14 protein-coding genes are annotated in these 13,913 nt (G+C 62.7%); 13 read left to right on the top strand and 1 reads right to left on the bottom strand.

Annotated features, from left to right (window positions below; translation table 11 throughout):
- The 7 genes from J2739_RS27195 to J2739_RS27170 all read left to right on the top strand — a co-directional run.
- A partial coding sequence (locus tag J2739_RS27195) for an RHS repeat-associated core domain-containing protein (protein WP_309907554.1) occupies nt 1-1,646 on the top strand: 1,646 nt, incomplete at its 5' end.
- A 2-nt stretch (nt 1,647-1,648) separates the two neighbouring features.
- Nucleotides 1,649-2,128, top strand: a complete 480-nt coding sequence (locus J2739_RS27190) for a hypothetical protein (protein ID WP_309907553.1) — start codon at nt 1,649-1,651, stop codon at nt 2,126-2,128.
- Nucleotides 2,129-2,138: 10 nt separating this feature from the next.
- Nucleotides 2,139-2,561 carry a hypothetical protein gene (locus J2739_RS27185; RefSeq protein ID WP_309907551.1) on the top strand — a complete coding sequence of 141 codons (423 nt, stop codon included), beginning with the start codon at nt 2,139-2,141 and terminating at the stop codon, nt 2,559-2,561.
- Complete coding sequence (locus tag J2739_RS27960) at nt 2,542-2,679, top strand: prepilin-type N-terminal cleavage/methylation domain-containing protein (RefSeq protein ID WP_405053973.1); 138 nt, start codon at nt 2,542-2,544, stop codon at nt 2,677-2,679. Before J2739_RS27185 ends, J2739_RS27960 begins: the two co-directional genes overlap by 20 nt.
- Before the next feature lie 541 nt (nt 2,680-3,220).
- Nucleotides 3,221-3,580, top strand: a complete 360-nt coding sequence (locus J2739_RS27180) for a hypothetical protein (protein ID WP_309907548.1) — start codon at nt 3,221-3,223, stop codon at nt 3,578-3,580.
- Nucleotides 3,581-3,693: 113 nt separating this feature from the next.
- A complete protein-coding gene (locus tag J2739_RS27175) occupies nt 3,694-4,311 on the top strand; it encodes a hypothetical protein (protein ID WP_309907546.1) in 618 nt (205 codons plus the stop codon).
- 182 nt (nt 4,312-4,493) lie between these two features.
- Entirely contained in the window at nt 4,494-4,952 is a 459-nt protein-coding gene (locus tag J2739_RS27170; RefSeq protein WP_309907544.1) for an energy transducer TonB, read from the top strand.
- A gap of 206 nt (nt 4,953-5,158) precedes the next feature.
- Here the strand turns inward: J2739_RS27170 and J2739_RS27165 are convergent, their stop codons facing one another.
- Complete coding sequence (locus tag J2739_RS27165; RefSeq protein ID WP_309907542.1) at nt 5,159-5,644, bottom strand: MarR family winged helix-turn-helix transcriptional regulator; 486 nt, start codon at nt 5,642-5,644, stop codon at nt 5,159-5,161.
- Between the two features lie 138 nt (nt 5,645-5,782).
- Here J2739_RS27165 and J2739_RS27160 point away from each other — a divergent pair, with 138 nt between their 5' ends.
- Genes J2739_RS27160 through J2739_RS27135 form a run of 6 tightly spaced genes read left to right on the top strand, consistent with a single transcriptional unit; the run spans nt 5,783 to nt 13,912 of the window.
- Nucleotides 5,783-7,966, top strand: coding sequence for a thiamine pyrophosphate-dependent enzyme (locus J2739_RS27160; RefSeq protein WP_309907540.1), 2,184 nt, complete (start codon nt 5,783-5,785; stop codon nt 7,964-7,966).
- Nucleotides 7,967-7,969: 3 nt separating this feature from the next.
- Nucleotides 7,970-9,469: an indolepyruvate oxidoreductase subunit beta family protein gene (locus tag J2739_RS27155; RefSeq protein ID WP_309907539.1), complete on the top strand. Its 1,500-nt coding sequence runs from the start codon at nt 7,970-7,972 to the stop codon at nt 9,467-9,469.
- Between the two features lie 21 nt (nt 9,470-9,490).
- Complete coding sequence (locus J2739_RS27150; RefSeq protein ID WP_309907537.1) at nt 9,491-10,474, top strand: PDR/VanB family oxidoreductase; 984 nt, start codon at nt 9,491-9,493, stop codon at nt 10,472-10,474.
- Nucleotides 10,475-10,488: 14 nt separating this feature from the next.
- The gene (locus tag J2739_RS27145; RefSeq protein WP_309907535.1) at nt 10,489-11,802 is read left to right on the top strand and encodes an aromatic ring-hydroxylating dioxygenase subunit alpha; all 1,314 of its coding nucleotides are present in this window, start codon (nt 10,489-10,491) and stop codon (nt 11,800-11,802) included.
- Complete coding sequence (locus J2739_RS27140; RefSeq protein WP_309907533.1) at nt 11,802-12,287, top strand: aromatic-ring-hydroxylating dioxygenase subunit beta; 486 nt, start codon at nt 11,802-11,804, stop codon at nt 12,285-12,287. Before J2739_RS27145 ends, J2739_RS27140 begins: the two co-directional genes overlap by 1 nt.
- 2 nt (nt 12,288-12,289) lie before the next feature.
- A complete protein-coding gene (locus J2739_RS27135; RefSeq protein WP_309907531.1) occupies nt 12,290-13,912 on the top strand; it encodes an AMP-binding protein in 1,623 nt (540 codons plus the stop codon).
- Nucleotide 13,913: the final 1 nt, after the last annotated feature.

Genomic DNA, 13,913 nt, shown 5'->3' with positions numbered 1-13,913 from the left:
GGACCTCGGCCCAGTTCGCCAACGGCAGCCATGCCATCGGCTACGCCTGGGACAACGCCGCTCGGCTGAGCGCCACCACGGCCGGCGGCAAGACCCTGAGCCATAGCTACGACGCCGCGGGCAACCGCATCCGCACCACCTGGCCGGACGCCTTCTACACGACCACGAGCTACGACGCGGCCAACCGCCCGGGCGCGATCCTGGAGAACGGCAGCGTCACCCTGGCCAGCTACGCCTACGACGACCTGGGGCGGCGCACCACGGTGACGCTGGGCAACGGCACCAGCATCCAGCGCACCTATGACAGCCAGGGCGCCTTGGCCACGCTGAAGAACTTCCTGGCCTCGCCCTCGCAAGAGGTGCAGTACACGTACACGCGCAACCAGCTCGGAGAACTCAAGAGCATCAACTGGACCAACAACTTGTACCAGTGGAGCGGGGCGAGCCCCGGCACGAAGAGCTATACGAGCAATGGGTTGAACCAGTACACGGCCGTGGCCGGCATGGCGCAGACCTACGACGCCAACGGCAACCTCACGGGGGATGGTGGCACCTGGAGCTATGGCTATGACCTGGACAACCGGCTGAAGACGGCCAACAAGATCGGCACGGCGGCAACGCTGAGTTACGACGCCGAGGGAAGACTCAGGCAAACGGCCCTCGGGACGAGCACGACGAACCTGCTGTACGACGCGGCGAACCTGATCGCCGAGTACGACGCGGCGGGCACCGCCATCCAGAGGCGGTATGTGCACGGGCCGGGCACCGACGAGCCGATCGTCTGGTACGAGGGAGCAGGCACCACGGCGAAGAACTGGTTCTACACGGACCACCTGGGCAGCATCGTGGCCACGGCCAACACGACGGGCGCCTCCACGGGCATCTACAGCTATGGGCCCTATGGCGAGCCGAACACCATGACCGGCCCAAGGTTCCGGTACACCGGGCAGCAGCTCATCGGCGAGCTGGGGCTGTACTACTACAAGGCGCGCTTCTACTCGCCAGCGTTGGGAAGGTTCCTGCAGACGGACCCGATTGGGTACAGGGACGACGTCAACCTGTATGCCTACGTCAAGAACAACGTAGCAAACTCTGTTGATCCAAACGGGGCGGATGCAATCGTCACGATCGATGGCACCAGAGTGAATATTAACCTTCCCATAAAGTTCACCGGACCAGGTGCAACTCCGGAAAATATAGCCAATGCCATTTCCGGAATTCAGAACCAATGGACTGGCAAATTTGGTATTTACGATGTAAGTACCACGGTCACGACGGGAGATATGAATAGCATTAGATTGGCAACTGGGCCGCGCGATGCCCAGCCCTTTGTGAGAATGGCGCCTGGTCGGCCCGGAAATTCAGGGACGTGGCAAACGGACATTCCTACTCTAAACGCTTGGGAAGCAGGCCATGAAGCGGGGCATTTGATGGGCCTCGCGGATAGATATAGCGGCACGGGAACGCCGCATCCTGGTTGGAGCGGTCATCTCATGGGCCAAGCATATGGAAACATTCTTCGGCAATCGGAGATTGCCGAGGTGGTTAGACTCAATCGTTCATCTACTGCTCGCGCAGAAACATCAGCTTCCCCCGCGCCCGGTAATCTTTCCACTGGCAATCCCGATTTTGCGAGCTTTAAATAGTCATGAAATACTTATTGTGCATCGTTGCTGTGATGATTGTTGCCGCGTGCTCTCACACTTCAGGTGCGTATTGCACAAAAAAGAAAGTAGGTGTGCTTTACTCGTTCAGCTACGATGCCTGCAGGTTGGCAATTGAAGAATATCATCAGGCTACTGATTTTGATGTAAACATATTTAAATTAAATGATGCATCGAAAAAACAAATCCTCATGATCTACAGAGGTGGCGCTCCCGAGGTAAGTGAATTTTATAAAAGATCATCACAGATAAAATACACCAATCTTAATGAACTGAAGGCCGAAGTAATTCAAACTGCAGACGATGTAAAAAATTCATATGGCTACGAGGCGATAATTTATTTGCCCGAAAATGATGAGGGTCCACTATATTATTTACACATTAAATACGACAATCTCACAAGAAGCGAAGCTGCATTTGCAACATCAATTATTGAATCTATACATTCAATCAAAGTGCGTTGAGACCAGCTAAATGGCCAGCTTGGACGATCCGCGGAAGCTGGTGGTGCGGGGGGCGCAACGTCAGGCCGCAATGCAAGAGCTTTTGAGGCGCACGGATTTCTTGCAAATACGCACGGAAATGGCCAAGAATTTTGTGCCTACGCTCTATGAGCATGAAGAAGAAAAATTGTACTACTTAGTCCGATCTGCGGCGCTCTATGAGAAAAATTCAGACTCTTTCGAAAATCTGCGTTTCAGTGCGGTCTATTTTTCAGAAGTCAAAACACTAAACGTGTATTTTTTTGGACTCGCAGCGCGAGCGGTCCCGAAGAATGTTGTACTTTTGATTGCCGTCAAACTTGATATCTCCAAGGCGCCGCAGATTGGCGGAGAGGCGTCCATTGTTATTGACAAAAAGAACGGGAAAATAGTCAGTGTTACCCACAGCCGATAAAGAACGTGAATTGGACCCACAGCTGGGCGCGAGCGCTGCCACCGAAATTTGCCCTTCAGCCAAAGGCTTCACGCTGCTCGAGCTTCTGGTCGTTTGCAGCGCTTCCTTGATGGCCTGAGCGAGTTGATTCGCTACGCCATTGCCAATGGCAAGCCTCTTCATGCAATAGCTGACTGATGCAGCAAAAGAAGCGGCGGCCTTTACAGAGACCCTAATCGACAGGAGCTGGCCTGTCGGGCGCGACCATGGGAGTGAGTGCCGTCCACCTCCGTTCGATTCTCGATGAAATCGTCACCAAGCTTCGTTTTTTGGAGAGTAACGTGATAGCAAAGAATGCCGAACCTAGTTTGTCTGACGTAATGTCTGCTGATCTGGAGCTCCCTGCGATTTGGTGCAGGGTTTCGGCGAGGATTTTCTCGCGACCTTGCTAAAAAACTATTCGTGACCCGTCGTCCGGCATCTTTTGTCCCGAGGGCAAATGATTACAGAGTTGATCCGCAAACAGGATTCACTCGAGAGACTCATGGTGTCTCTGTATTTAATAACCCGGATACACGCCCAATCAGATAGATCAGAGCTCAATACCGGATTCGCTCCGAATAATTCAACGGGGCAGCGATAGAAGTCATTTTGAAATAGTGCCAAGACCGCGTGCAAACTTGACACCAGAGCAATACATAAACGAGTGCGCCAAAATTTCTTGTTCCAAATTGAAAGCCGAAATCAAAATGTTAGATTCTTTCTTGGAACTACCTAAAGATTTTGATGATTATGAATGGGAGGTTGTTGCCAAGGGATGCTTTACGGGGGTGAAGCTTATCGTCGCGGGCGTGACGCATAGTTTGAATTTTTATGATCCGATACGCCTTGGCCAAGAAATGACCGATGAGCTGCGGGGGGAGGATATTTTTTATGAGCCAAATCTGATAGTGGTGCGAAGTGTACAAAGACTTGCCATGGAAAGGGCGGTCGAGCTCTTGATGAATTCTGGCCGGTTCAAGTCTTTGACACCAGATTGAATTCGCGAGTCACACCCCTTTGTGAGAATGACATCTGGTGGGCCCGAAGTTTCAGGGTCCTGGCCAAGTGTCATTTTTGAATCCTGCAAAATTCGTCACTTTGACTATTAATCATGTTAATACGTTCTTTTGCAGAGGCTAACTGGAATCCGGATGTTGTTGCAGAACTGCACGCGGCCGAAGGTCTGGAGATCATCTTCACTGACTTGACTAAACCAATTTCTACTAAATCGGCTTTTGCTGAAATCACCACTCGAATAGATAGAGTGTTCCGCAGTGCGGAGTATTGGGTTATTTCCGGGCATGAAGTTTCACAGCCGAAGACTAGAATCGTTGATTATCGCAAGTTTTGGAAGTCGACCAATATCGGAGTTTTGAGTTCTTCGGGCGATCTCGCCGAATGGCGCATCCTCAATGCCGAAGCTTCTAGATATTTCGGGGTCGCTAGACGATCTTCGTTTCAAGAGGAAGATTTGCTAAATTTATTGGAAAATTTCAGTACGACTTGGATTTTGGTATTAGATGGCCCGCACTCAACGCTGGAAATTGCGTCGGCGCTACATCCTGGTTGGGAGGCTTTTCACTATCGATGCCCGGGCCTCCTTTTGGAATTTGTCAATAAAAATGACGCGATACTAGTTCGAAATTTCGATGCAGATGATGTGCTTGAAAGCGGGGCGATTGTCATAACAAAATCGACAACAATCAAACGCCTTTTTGGTTCGATCTGAACAATATTTCGACCCTTTTGTCTTTAGCTTTGATCAGTGCCTGTCCACGGGTAACGCGACTCAGCCACGGCTGACGCCGAGGGAAGCCTCAGGCAGACGGCCATCGGAACGAACACGAGGATGCTGTACGACGCGCGAACGGGAACAGGCGTGGACAAAAGCTTCCACGGCATAAGCTTGCGATGAAAACTTTTCTGGTCCTGCTCATGCTGAGCTCCGTTCTGGCTGGATGCGTGACGAAACCTGCGAGGTATTCGATCGGCGGATCCGAGAGCCTGACCTTTGAACAAGCTGCAGCAGCCCTCGTGGACGAATCCTTTCCAACAGACGGCAAGTTTGGACTGGACCAGCCAACCCGAATTCTGCACGCCGTGCCATCTTCGTACCCGGGCGAGGCAAGGCGAGCAGGCATTCAAGGCAGGGTCCTTGTCGAAATGGAAGTCGACGAGCGGGGGAACGTTGCTCGAACGACCATCATTGGTGAGGCACCCAAGCTCCTGGCAGACGCGGCGGTCGGTGCCCTCACTCAATGGAAATTTCGGCCTCACACTTATCGCGGAGCGCCGGTCAAGGTGCGGCTTCGTCAGCCGATTACTTTCAAACTGGACCCGCCGGACGATCCCGCGCCGCTCACTCGGTAAGAGAGAGCCGGACCCGCTGCCGACCCTCCACGCCTCCTACACCAACGCATCATTCACCTGCGCATTGGACTCCGCCACCCGATCTCCCGCGGCAGTGCATCCCTGACGGAAAAACCCCAGGATCTTCGGCATCGTGTCGGCCCGTTCGGCCACGCGCCGGCTCGACATGATGCACGCGTCCGGGCCGGCCACCCACCGCGAAGACTCTAGGCATGCGAGTCCTCCTCCGCCTCCCCCGCCGCGCCGGCATGCAACTCGATCATCTGCCGCAAGGTGGTCTTGAGCTCCTCCGCCCGCAGCAGCCCGAAAGGCTCCAGCACGCGCCGCTCGTGTTCGCGCGCCAGGTCCATCAACTGCTCCACCGTCTTGGCGCCCTTGCGCGTGATGCGCACCAGGGTGACGCGCCGGTCACTGTCATGGGGCAGGCGCTCGACCTGACCCTTGGATTCCATGCGGTCCAGCAGGCGCGTGACCGTCGGCTGCTTGGTCACCGTCACCTGCGCCAGCTGGCCGATGCTGATCGGCTCCCCGCCGGCCAGCGATGCCATCACCCGCCACTCCGAGACCGAGAAGCCGTGCTGGCGCGCCACCACGTGGAACTCCGACGAGATCAGCTGGCTGGCCTGCGCCAAGAGCGCCGGCAGGTAGTCGTCGACGAAGAGCAAGGCCTTCTTAGAAGCGGCAGTGGCCATGAAGCGTCCCCTCGGCTGAGTCAGGCACGCAGCTTGCGTGTCTAGGGTTATTCATGATTGTGGATACATTCACTTCTGAACATTATAGGGACCAAGCGATGAAGCGGCTCCCATGCCGGCACGGAAAGAAAACAGACCATGGCTGAACGATCGTTCGTCGAGGAAGTGAAGAAGCTCCGGCTCACCGAGGGCGAGCTGTTCCGGGGTGAGGGCATTCTGGCAGTCACCAAGGCGCTGCTCGAATCGGGTGTTTCCTATGTCGCCGGTTACCAGGGCGCGCCCATCTCGCACCTGATGGACGTGCTGGCCGATGCCCAGGACATCCTGGCCGAGCAAGGCATCCGCTTCGAGAACAGCGCGAGCGAGGCCACGGCCGCCGCCACGCTGGCCGCGTCGGTCAACTACCCGCTGCGCGGCGCCGTGACCTTCAAGGCGACGGTGGGCACCAACGTGGCCTCCGACGCCCTCGCCAACCTGGCCTCCGGCGGGGTGACGGGCGGTGCGCTCATCATCGTGGGCGAGGACTACGGCGAGGGCTCCTCGATCATGCAGGAACGCAGCCATGCCTTCGCGATGAAGTCGCAGATCTGGCTGCTCGATCCGCGGCCCAACCTGCCGTCCATCGTCGATGCCGTGAAGAAGGGCTTCGAGCTGTCCGAGGCCAGCCATACGCCGGTGATGCTGCAGCTGCGCATCCGCGCCTGCCACGTGCACGGCCAGTTCGTGGCCGGCGCCAACCGCCGGGCCGACTTCACGCTCAAGGATGCGCTGGAGAATCCGCAGCGCGACGTCAGCCGCATCGTGCTGCCGCCGGCCAGCTTCGTGCATGAGCAGGAGAAGGTGAAGGAGCGCTGGCCCGCGGCGGTGCGCTTCATCGAAGCGCACAAGCTCAACGAGTTCTTCTCCGAAGATGCCGACGACATCGGCATCATCGTCCAGGGCGGCAGCTACAACACCCTGCTGCGCGCGCTCGAGCGTCTGGGCCTGGCCGATGTCTACGGCCGCACGCAGGTGCCGCTCTATGTGATGAACGTGGCGTACCCGCTGGTCGACAACGAGGTGCTGCGCTTTTGCATGGGCAAGCGCGCGGTGCTGGTGGTGGAGGAGGGCCAGCCCAACTTCGTCGAGCAGAACCTCGCGACCATCCTGCGCCAGGCCGGCTCCCCGACCGTGCTGCACGGCAAGGACATGCTGCCGGTGGCCGGCGAATACACCGCAGCCGAGCTGCTCAAGGGCGCCCGCGCCTTCGGCGAGCGCTACGGCCGCTTGCAGCCGCTGCCGGTTCCGGCGCCGGTGCGCAAGGTGATTCCGCTCAAGGAAGTCGCCCAGATCGGCGTCGACAACGCGCCCGAGCCTGCCCTGCCGCTGGATGAAAACGTGCACGCCCGCCCGCCCGGCTTCTGCACCGGCTGCCCCGAGCGGCCGATCTTCAGCGCGATGAAGCTGGTCGAGAGCGAGCTCGGCCCGCACCACGTGAGCGCCGACATCGGCTGCCACCTGTTCTCCATCCTGCCGCCTTTCAACATCGGCAACACCACCATGGGCTACGGCCTGGGCGGCGCCGGCGCGGCCGCGCTCAATGCGCCTGCGGGCAAGCGCGCGATCTCGATGATGGGCGACGGCGGCTTCTGGCACAACGGCTTGACCAGCGGCATCGCCAACGCGGTCTTCAACCAGAGCGACAACTTGACGATCGTCGTCGACAACAACTACACCTCGGCCACCGGCGGCCAGGACATCCTCTCGTCGAAGGCGCACAACCCGACCCGCAGCACCGGCCATGCGATCGAGCGTGCGGTGCGCGGCGTGGGTGTGCAATGGGTACGCACGATGCGCCGCACCTATGACGTCGCCGGCATGCGCGATATGATCAAGGAGGCGCTGACCACCCGGCAGAAGGGCCCCAAGGTCCTGATCGCGCAGTCCGAGTGCATGCTCAACAAGCAGCGCCGCGAGAAGCCGCTGGTGCGCAAGGCCATCGCCGAGGGCAAGCGCGTGGTGCGCGACAAGTTCGGCGTCGACGAGGACACCTGCACCGGCGACCATTCCTGCATCCGCCTCTCCGGCTGCCCGTCCCTGTCGATCAAGACCAACCCCGACCCGCTGCGCACCGATCCCGTCGCCACCGTGCTCGAAAGCTGCGTGGGCTGCGGCAACTGCGGCGACGTCTCGCATGCGGCCGTGCTGTGCCCCTCCTTCTACAAGGCGGAGATCGTCAGCAACCCGACCGGCTGGGACCGTTTTCGCCAGCGGGTGCGCGCGGGCGTGATCGGCTGGCTCCAGCGTGGCGAAGCCAAGCGCCGCGCAGCCTACGCGTTCTGATCCATGAGCGGCACACAACCCATCAAGATTGCCATTCTGGCCATGGGCGGCGAGGGCGGCGGCGTGCTGGCCGACTGGATCGTCGACATGGGCGAGGCCAACGGCTATGTGGCCCAGACCACCTCGGTGCCGGGCGTCGCGCAGCGCACCGGCGCGACCATCTACTACGTCGAGCTCTACCCCGAGGCGCAAGCCGAGGCCGACGGCGGCCGGCCGGTGCTCGCGCTGATGCCGCTGCCGGGCGACGTCGACGTGGTGCTGGCCTCCGAGCTGATGGAGGCCGGCCGCGCGGTGCAGCGCGGGCTGGTCACCGCGGACCGGACCACGCTCATTGCCTCCACCCACCGCGTCTATTCCATTGCCGAGAAGAGCGCCCTGGGCGACGGCCGCGTCGACAGTGCCGAGCTGCTCGCACATGCGGAGAAGGCCGCCAAGCGCTTCGTCCGCTTCGACATGGCACAGGCTGCAGCGGCGTCCGGCAGCGTGATCAGCGCGGTGCTCTTCGGTGCGCTGGCGGGTGCCGGCGTGCTGCCCTTCAGCCGCGCGCAGTTCGAGGCCACCATCGAGCGCGGCGGCGTCGGCGTCAAGCCCAGCCTGAGGGCCTTCGGCGCCGCCTTCGCGCGCACCCAGGGCGCGGGCGAAGACGAAAAGCCACTGCCCGCGCCCGCGGCGGCGCCGCAGCCCCGCCATCCCGCGGTGCGCGCGTTGGTCGAGCGCGTGCAGCGCGAGTTCGCACCCGCGCTGCACCCGGTGCTGTTCGAAGGCGTGCGCCGCCTCATCGACTACCAGGACCTGGACTACGCGGGCCTCTACCTCGACCGCATGGCCACCATCGCCGCACTGCCCGCGGACGAGGCCCATCGCCTGCAGCTCGAGACCGCCCGCCACCTCGCCCTGTGGATGTCCTATGAAGACACGGCCCGCGTCGCGGCACTCAAGACTCGCGCCTCGCGCTTCGACCGTGTGCGCGGCGAAGCCGGCGTGGAGGAAGGCCAGCTGCTGGCGATCAACGAGTACATGCATCCGCGCCTGCAGGAGATCTGCGAGACGCTGCCCGGCGGCGTCGGCCGCTGGCTGCTGAATGCCGGCGCGCCGCGCCGGCTGGTCGAACGCCTGACCCGCAAAGGCCGCGTGATCCGCACCAGCTCGCTGCATGGCTATCTGCTGCTGCGCATGGTGGCCGCGGCCAGGCGCTGGCGGCGCAGCACCACGCGCTATGCCGAGGAGAACGGCCGCATCGAGCAATGGCTGGAGCGCATCCGCAGCACCGCGATCAACCATCCCGAGCTCGCGGCCGAGCTCGCCCAGTGCCAGCGCCTGGTCAAGGGCTACAGCGACACCCACGCGCGCGGCCTGCGCAACTACGACACGCTGATGGCCGCCTTCCAGCGCGCCGGTGCGCGCATGGCCCCAGCCACCCTGCGAGAGCTGCGCGACGCGGCGCTGGCCGACGAACAGGGCACCCGCCTGCGCGAACTGCTGGTGCGGCATGCCCTGACCTGAGAACGGACAAGAGAGACACGCATGACCCCCACGCTTCAACTGCGCGTTGCCGAGGCCCAGGAGCTGAACCCGATGATCCGCCGCTTCGTGCTGCGCGCCGACGATGGACGCGCCCTGCCCGGCTTCAGCGCCGGCGCGCACATCCGCATCCAGGTCGAGCTGCCCGATGGCAGCAAGGACTGGCGCCACTATTCGCTGATCAACTTCGCCACCGAGCGCAATGCCACCAATGCGCCCACCGAGTACGTGATCGCGGTGCGCCGGGAAGACACGGGCCGCGGCGGCTCGCGCTTCATGCACGAGCGGCTGCAGCAGGGCGACGCCGTCACCATCGAGCTGCCGAAGAACGACTTCCCGCTGCACACCGGCCCCGGCGGCACCGTGCTGGTGGCGGGTGGCATCGGCATCACGCCGCTGGCCAGCATGGCCGCGCGACGCCGCGCCGAGGGCGAGCCCGTGCGGCTGCACTACGCCGGCCGCAGCCGGGACCTGATGGCCTTCCTGCCTGAACTGCAGGCGCTGCTGGGCGAGGACCTGCGCGTGCACGCCGATGCGGAGGCCGGCGGCCCGCTGGACATCGACGCGCTGCTCGATGCGGTGCCGGCCGGCGACCGGCTCTACGTCTGCGGCCCGAAGGTCATGCTCGACGCCGTTCTGGCGCGCACCGAGGCGCACGGCTGGGAGCACGACCGCGTCCATTTCGAGCTCTTCACCGAGCCGGTGGTCGAAGCGGGCGACCAAGCGTTCGAGGTCGAGCTCGCGCAGTCGGGCCGGCGCTTTACGGTGCCCGCGAATCAGAGCATCCTCGACTGCCTGATCGAGCATGGCTGCGACCCGATGTTCGACTGCAAGCGCGGCGAATGCGGCGTGTGCACGACACCGGTGCTGGAAGGCGAAATCGACCACCGCGACTACGTGCTGAGCGCGCGCGAGAAGGCCGAGGGCAACGTGATGCAGATCTGCATCTCGCGCGCCAAGGGCGCGCGGCTGGTGCTCGATATCTGAAGGAGAGCCGCACGATGACTTCCTACCGAGGCAACCCCGACGCCGTCCGTGCCCTGGTGCAGAACGACCGGGTCCACCGCGACCTCTACATCAGCCAGGACCTGTTCGAGCTGGAGCAGGAGCATTTCTTCGCGAACACCTGGAACTACGTCGGCCATGAAAGCCAGCTGCCCGGGCCGGGCGACTACATCAGCAACGAGATCGCCGGCCGACCGCTGATCGTGGTGCGCCATACCGACGGGTCGCTGCGCGCGATGATGAACCGCTGCGCCCACAAGGGCTCGCGCCTGGTGAGCGCGCCCTGCGGCAACACCGGCAAGTTCTTCCGTTGCCCCTACCACGCCTGGACTTTCAAGACCGACGGCTCGCTGCTCGCGATTCCGCTGAAGAACGGCTACGAAGGCACGCAGCTGCACGAATGCGAATCGGCCAAGGGCTTGACCGTCATCCGCAACGTGCGCAGCCACCGCGGCTTCATCTTCGTCAAGATCAACGAAGTCGGTCCGGACTTCGAGGAGTACTTCGGCGACTCGCTGAGCTCCATCGACAACATGGCCGACCGCTCGCCCGAAGGTGAGCTGGAGATCGCCGGCGGCTGCCTGCGCTTCATGCACCAGTGCAACTGGAAGATGTTCGTCGAGAACCTGAACGACACCATGCATCCCATGGTGGCGCACGAGTCCTCGGCCGGCACCGCCAAGCGCATGTGGTCCGACAAGCCGGCCGACGCGCCGAAGCCCATGGCCATCGAGCAGTTCGTGCCCTTCATGTCGGACTACAAGTTCTTCGAGGACATGGGCATCCGGACCTACGACAACGGCCACAGCTTCACCGGCGTGCACTTCAGCATCCACAGCAAGTACAAGGCGATCCCCGCGTACGACGATGCGATGAAGGCGAAGTACGGCGAGGAGCGCACGGCGCAGATCCTCGGCATGGCGCGCCACAACACGGTGTACTACCCCAACCTCACGATCAAGGGCGCGATCCAGGCGATTCGCGTGGTCAGGCCGATCGCGGCCGACAAGACGCTGATCGAAAGCTGGTCCTTCCGCCTCAAGGGCGCGCCGCCCGAGCTGCTGCAGCGCACCGCCATGTACAACCGGCTGATCAACTCGCCCTTCTCGGTGGTCGGCCACGACGACCTGCAGGCCTACCGCGGCATGCAGGCCGGGCTGCACGCCTCCGGCAACGAGTGGGTGAGCCTGCACCGCAACTACGACCCCGCGGAGCTGAAGGGCGGCGAGATCACCACCGGCGGCACCAACGAGCTGCCGATGCGCAACCAGTACCGCAGCTGGGCCCGCTACATGACGGAGACCATGTGATGAGCCGCAGCATCACGCGCCAGGACCTGATCGACTTTGTCGTCGAGGAGTCGCGCCTGCTCGACGCCAGGCGCTACGAGGAGTGGAACTCGCTCTTCACCGACGATGCCTACTACTGGGTGCCTGCTGCGCCGGACCAGGAAGACGGCCTCAACCACTGCTCGCACATGTACGAGGACAAGCTGTTGCGCGAGCTGCGCATCGAGCGCCTGAAGAGCCCGCGCGCCTTCTCGCAACAGCCGCCGAGCCGCTGCCACCACCTGCTGCAGATGCCTGCCGTCGAGCGCTTCGACGAGCCGGGCAATGCCTTCGTGCTGCGCACCGAGTTCCACTACACCGAGTCGCAGGGCGACGAGCTGCAGTTCTACGTGGGCACCTTCTTCCATCACCTGACGCAGGTGGACGGCCAGCTGCGCATGACGCTCAAGCGCGTGAACCTGCTCAACTGCGACGCGGCGCTGCCCGCCGTACAGCTCTTCATCTGACGATGCACACCACCGTCCACCAATGTTTCGCAGCCACGGCGGCGCGCACGCCGGGTGCGGATTTCCTGTTCACCGAATCGGTGACGGCAAAGGCTTACGGCATCGCGGCCGGCGCCCTCCGCTGGGGCGAGGCCGCGGACCGGGTCGAGCGCCTGCGCCGCGCCTACTTGGCGGCCGGCTGGGGCCACGGCCATCGCGTCGGCCTGCTGCTGGAAAACCGGCCGGCCTTCCTGCTGCACTGGTTCGCCCTCAACGCGCTGGGGGTGAGCGTGGTACCGATCAATGCCGAGATGCGTTCGGCCGAGCTGGTCTACCTGATCGGCCACAGCGAGATGGGCCTGGCCGTGACCCTGCCCGAGCGCGAAGCCGATCTGCTCGCAGCGGCGGCGCAGGCCGGCATCGACTTGCGCACCATGGAAGCCGGCGGCGCAGTGCCGGTTGCTGCGGCAGCAGCGCCGCGCGCGCGCGATCCGATCGGCCTCGACACCGAATGCGCACTGCTCTACACCTCCGGCACCACCGGCCGGCCCAAGGGTTGCATCCTGAGCAATGCCTACTTCCTGCGCGCGGGCGAGTGGTATGCCGCGCTCGACGGCGTGTGCAGCGTGCGGCGCGATGCCGAGCGCGTCATCACGCCGCTGCCGCTCAACCACATGAACGCCATGGCCTTCTCCACCATGGTGGTGCTGGTGGCCGGTGGTTGCCTGGTGCAGCTGGACCGCTTCCACCCCAAGACCTGGCTCGCGAGCGCGCGCGAGAGCCGCGCCACCATCGTCCACTACCTGGGCGTCATGCCCGCGATGCTGTTGTCCGCGCCGGCATCGGCGGCCGATCGCGACCACGCGATCCGCTGGGGCTTCGGCGCCGGCGTGGACCGCAAGAACCACGCGCCCTTCGAATCGCGCTTCGGCTTTCCGCTGGTCGAGGCCTGGGCGATGACGGAGACCGGGGCCGGCGCCTGCATCATGGCCAACCGCGAGCCGCGGCTCGTGGGCACGAGCTGCTTCGGCCGGCAGCAGGACTACGTCGAGATCCGCCTGCTGGACGACGAAGGCCAGGACGTGCCCGCCGATGCGCCCGGCGAGCTGCTGGTGCGCGCCGCCGGCAATGACCCGCGCCGCCATTTCTTCTCCGGCTACCTGAAGGACGAGCAAGCCACCCGCGAGGCCTGGGCCGATGGCTGGTTCCATACGGGCGACCTGGTGCGGCGCGATGCCGAGGGCAACTTCTTCTTCGTCGATCGCAAGAAGAACGTGATCCGGCGCAGCGGCGAGAACATCTCGGCAGTGGAAGTGGAAAGCGTGTTGAACCAGCATCCCGCGGTGAAGACCTCCGCCGTGGCGGCCACGCCCGATGCGGTGCGCGGCGACGAGGTGCTGGCCTGCATCGTCGTGCGCGACGAGGTGGAGGTCTCCGAGCGCGCGCGGATCGCGCAGGACATCGTCGAGCACGCGCTGGCGCAGCTGGCCTACTACAAGGCACCCGGCTACGTCGCCTTCGTCGATGCGCTGCCGCTCACCGCCTCGCAGAAGATCCAGCGTGGCCAGCTGCGCGAGCTGGCGCAGGCGCTGCCGGGGCAGGCGCATTGCTTCGACACGCGTGCGATGAAGAAGAGGCAAGGGTGAA

Source organism: Variovorax soli, assembly GCF_031454625.1.
Taxonomy (GTDB): Bacteria; Pseudomonadota; Gammaproteobacteria; order Burkholderiales; family Burkholderiaceae_C; genus Variovorax; species Variovorax soli_A.
This window is presented reverse-complemented; position numbering and strand designations above follow the sequence as displayed.

What these genes read in the sequence shown, in the direction of transcription:
- J2739_RS27190 (WP_309907553.1), top strand. Translation starts at nt 1,649, where the DNA reads ATGAAATACTTATTGTGCATCGTTGCTGTGATGATTGTTGCCGCGTGC.
- J2739_RS27185 (WP_309907551.1), top strand. Translation starts at nt 2,139, where the DNA reads ATGGCCAGCTTGGACGATCCGCGGAAGCTGGTGGTGCGGGGGGCGCAA.
- J2739_RS27175 (WP_309907546.1), top strand. Translation starts at nt 3,694, where the DNA reads ATGTTAATACGTTCTTTTGCAGAGGCTAACTGGAATCCGGATGTTGTT.
- J2739_RS27170 (WP_309907544.1), top strand. Translation starts at nt 4,494, where the DNA reads ATGAAAACTTTTCTGGTCCTGCTCATGCTGAGCTCCGTTCTGGCTGGA.
- J2739_RS27165 (WP_309907542.1), bottom strand. Translation starts at nt 5,644, where the DNA reads ATGGCCACTGCCGCTTCTAAGAAGGCCTTGCTCTTCGTCGACGACTAC.
- J2739_RS27160 (WP_309907540.1), top strand. Translation starts at nt 5,783, where the DNA reads ATGGCTGAACGATCGTTCGTCGAGGAAGTGAAGAAGCTCCGGCTCACC.
- J2739_RS27155 (WP_309907539.1), top strand. Translation starts at nt 7,970, where the DNA reads ATGAGCGGCACACAACCCATCAAGATTGCCATTCTGGCCATGGGCGGC.
- J2739_RS27150 (WP_309907537.1), top strand. Translation starts at nt 9,491, where the DNA reads ATGACCCCCACGCTTCAACTGCGCGTTGCCGAGGCCCAGGAGCTGAAC.
- J2739_RS27145 (WP_309907535.1), top strand. Translation starts at nt 10,489, where the DNA reads ATGACTTCCTACCGAGGCAACCCCGACGCCGTCCGTGCCCTGGTGCAG.
- J2739_RS27140 (WP_309907533.1), top strand. Translation starts at nt 11,802, where the DNA reads ATGAGCCGCAGCATCACGCGCCAGGACCTGATCGACTTTGTCGTCGAG.
- J2739_RS27135 (WP_309907531.1), top strand. Translation starts at nt 12,290, where the DNA reads ATGCACACCACCGTCCACCAATGTTTCGCAGCCACGGCGGCGCGCACG.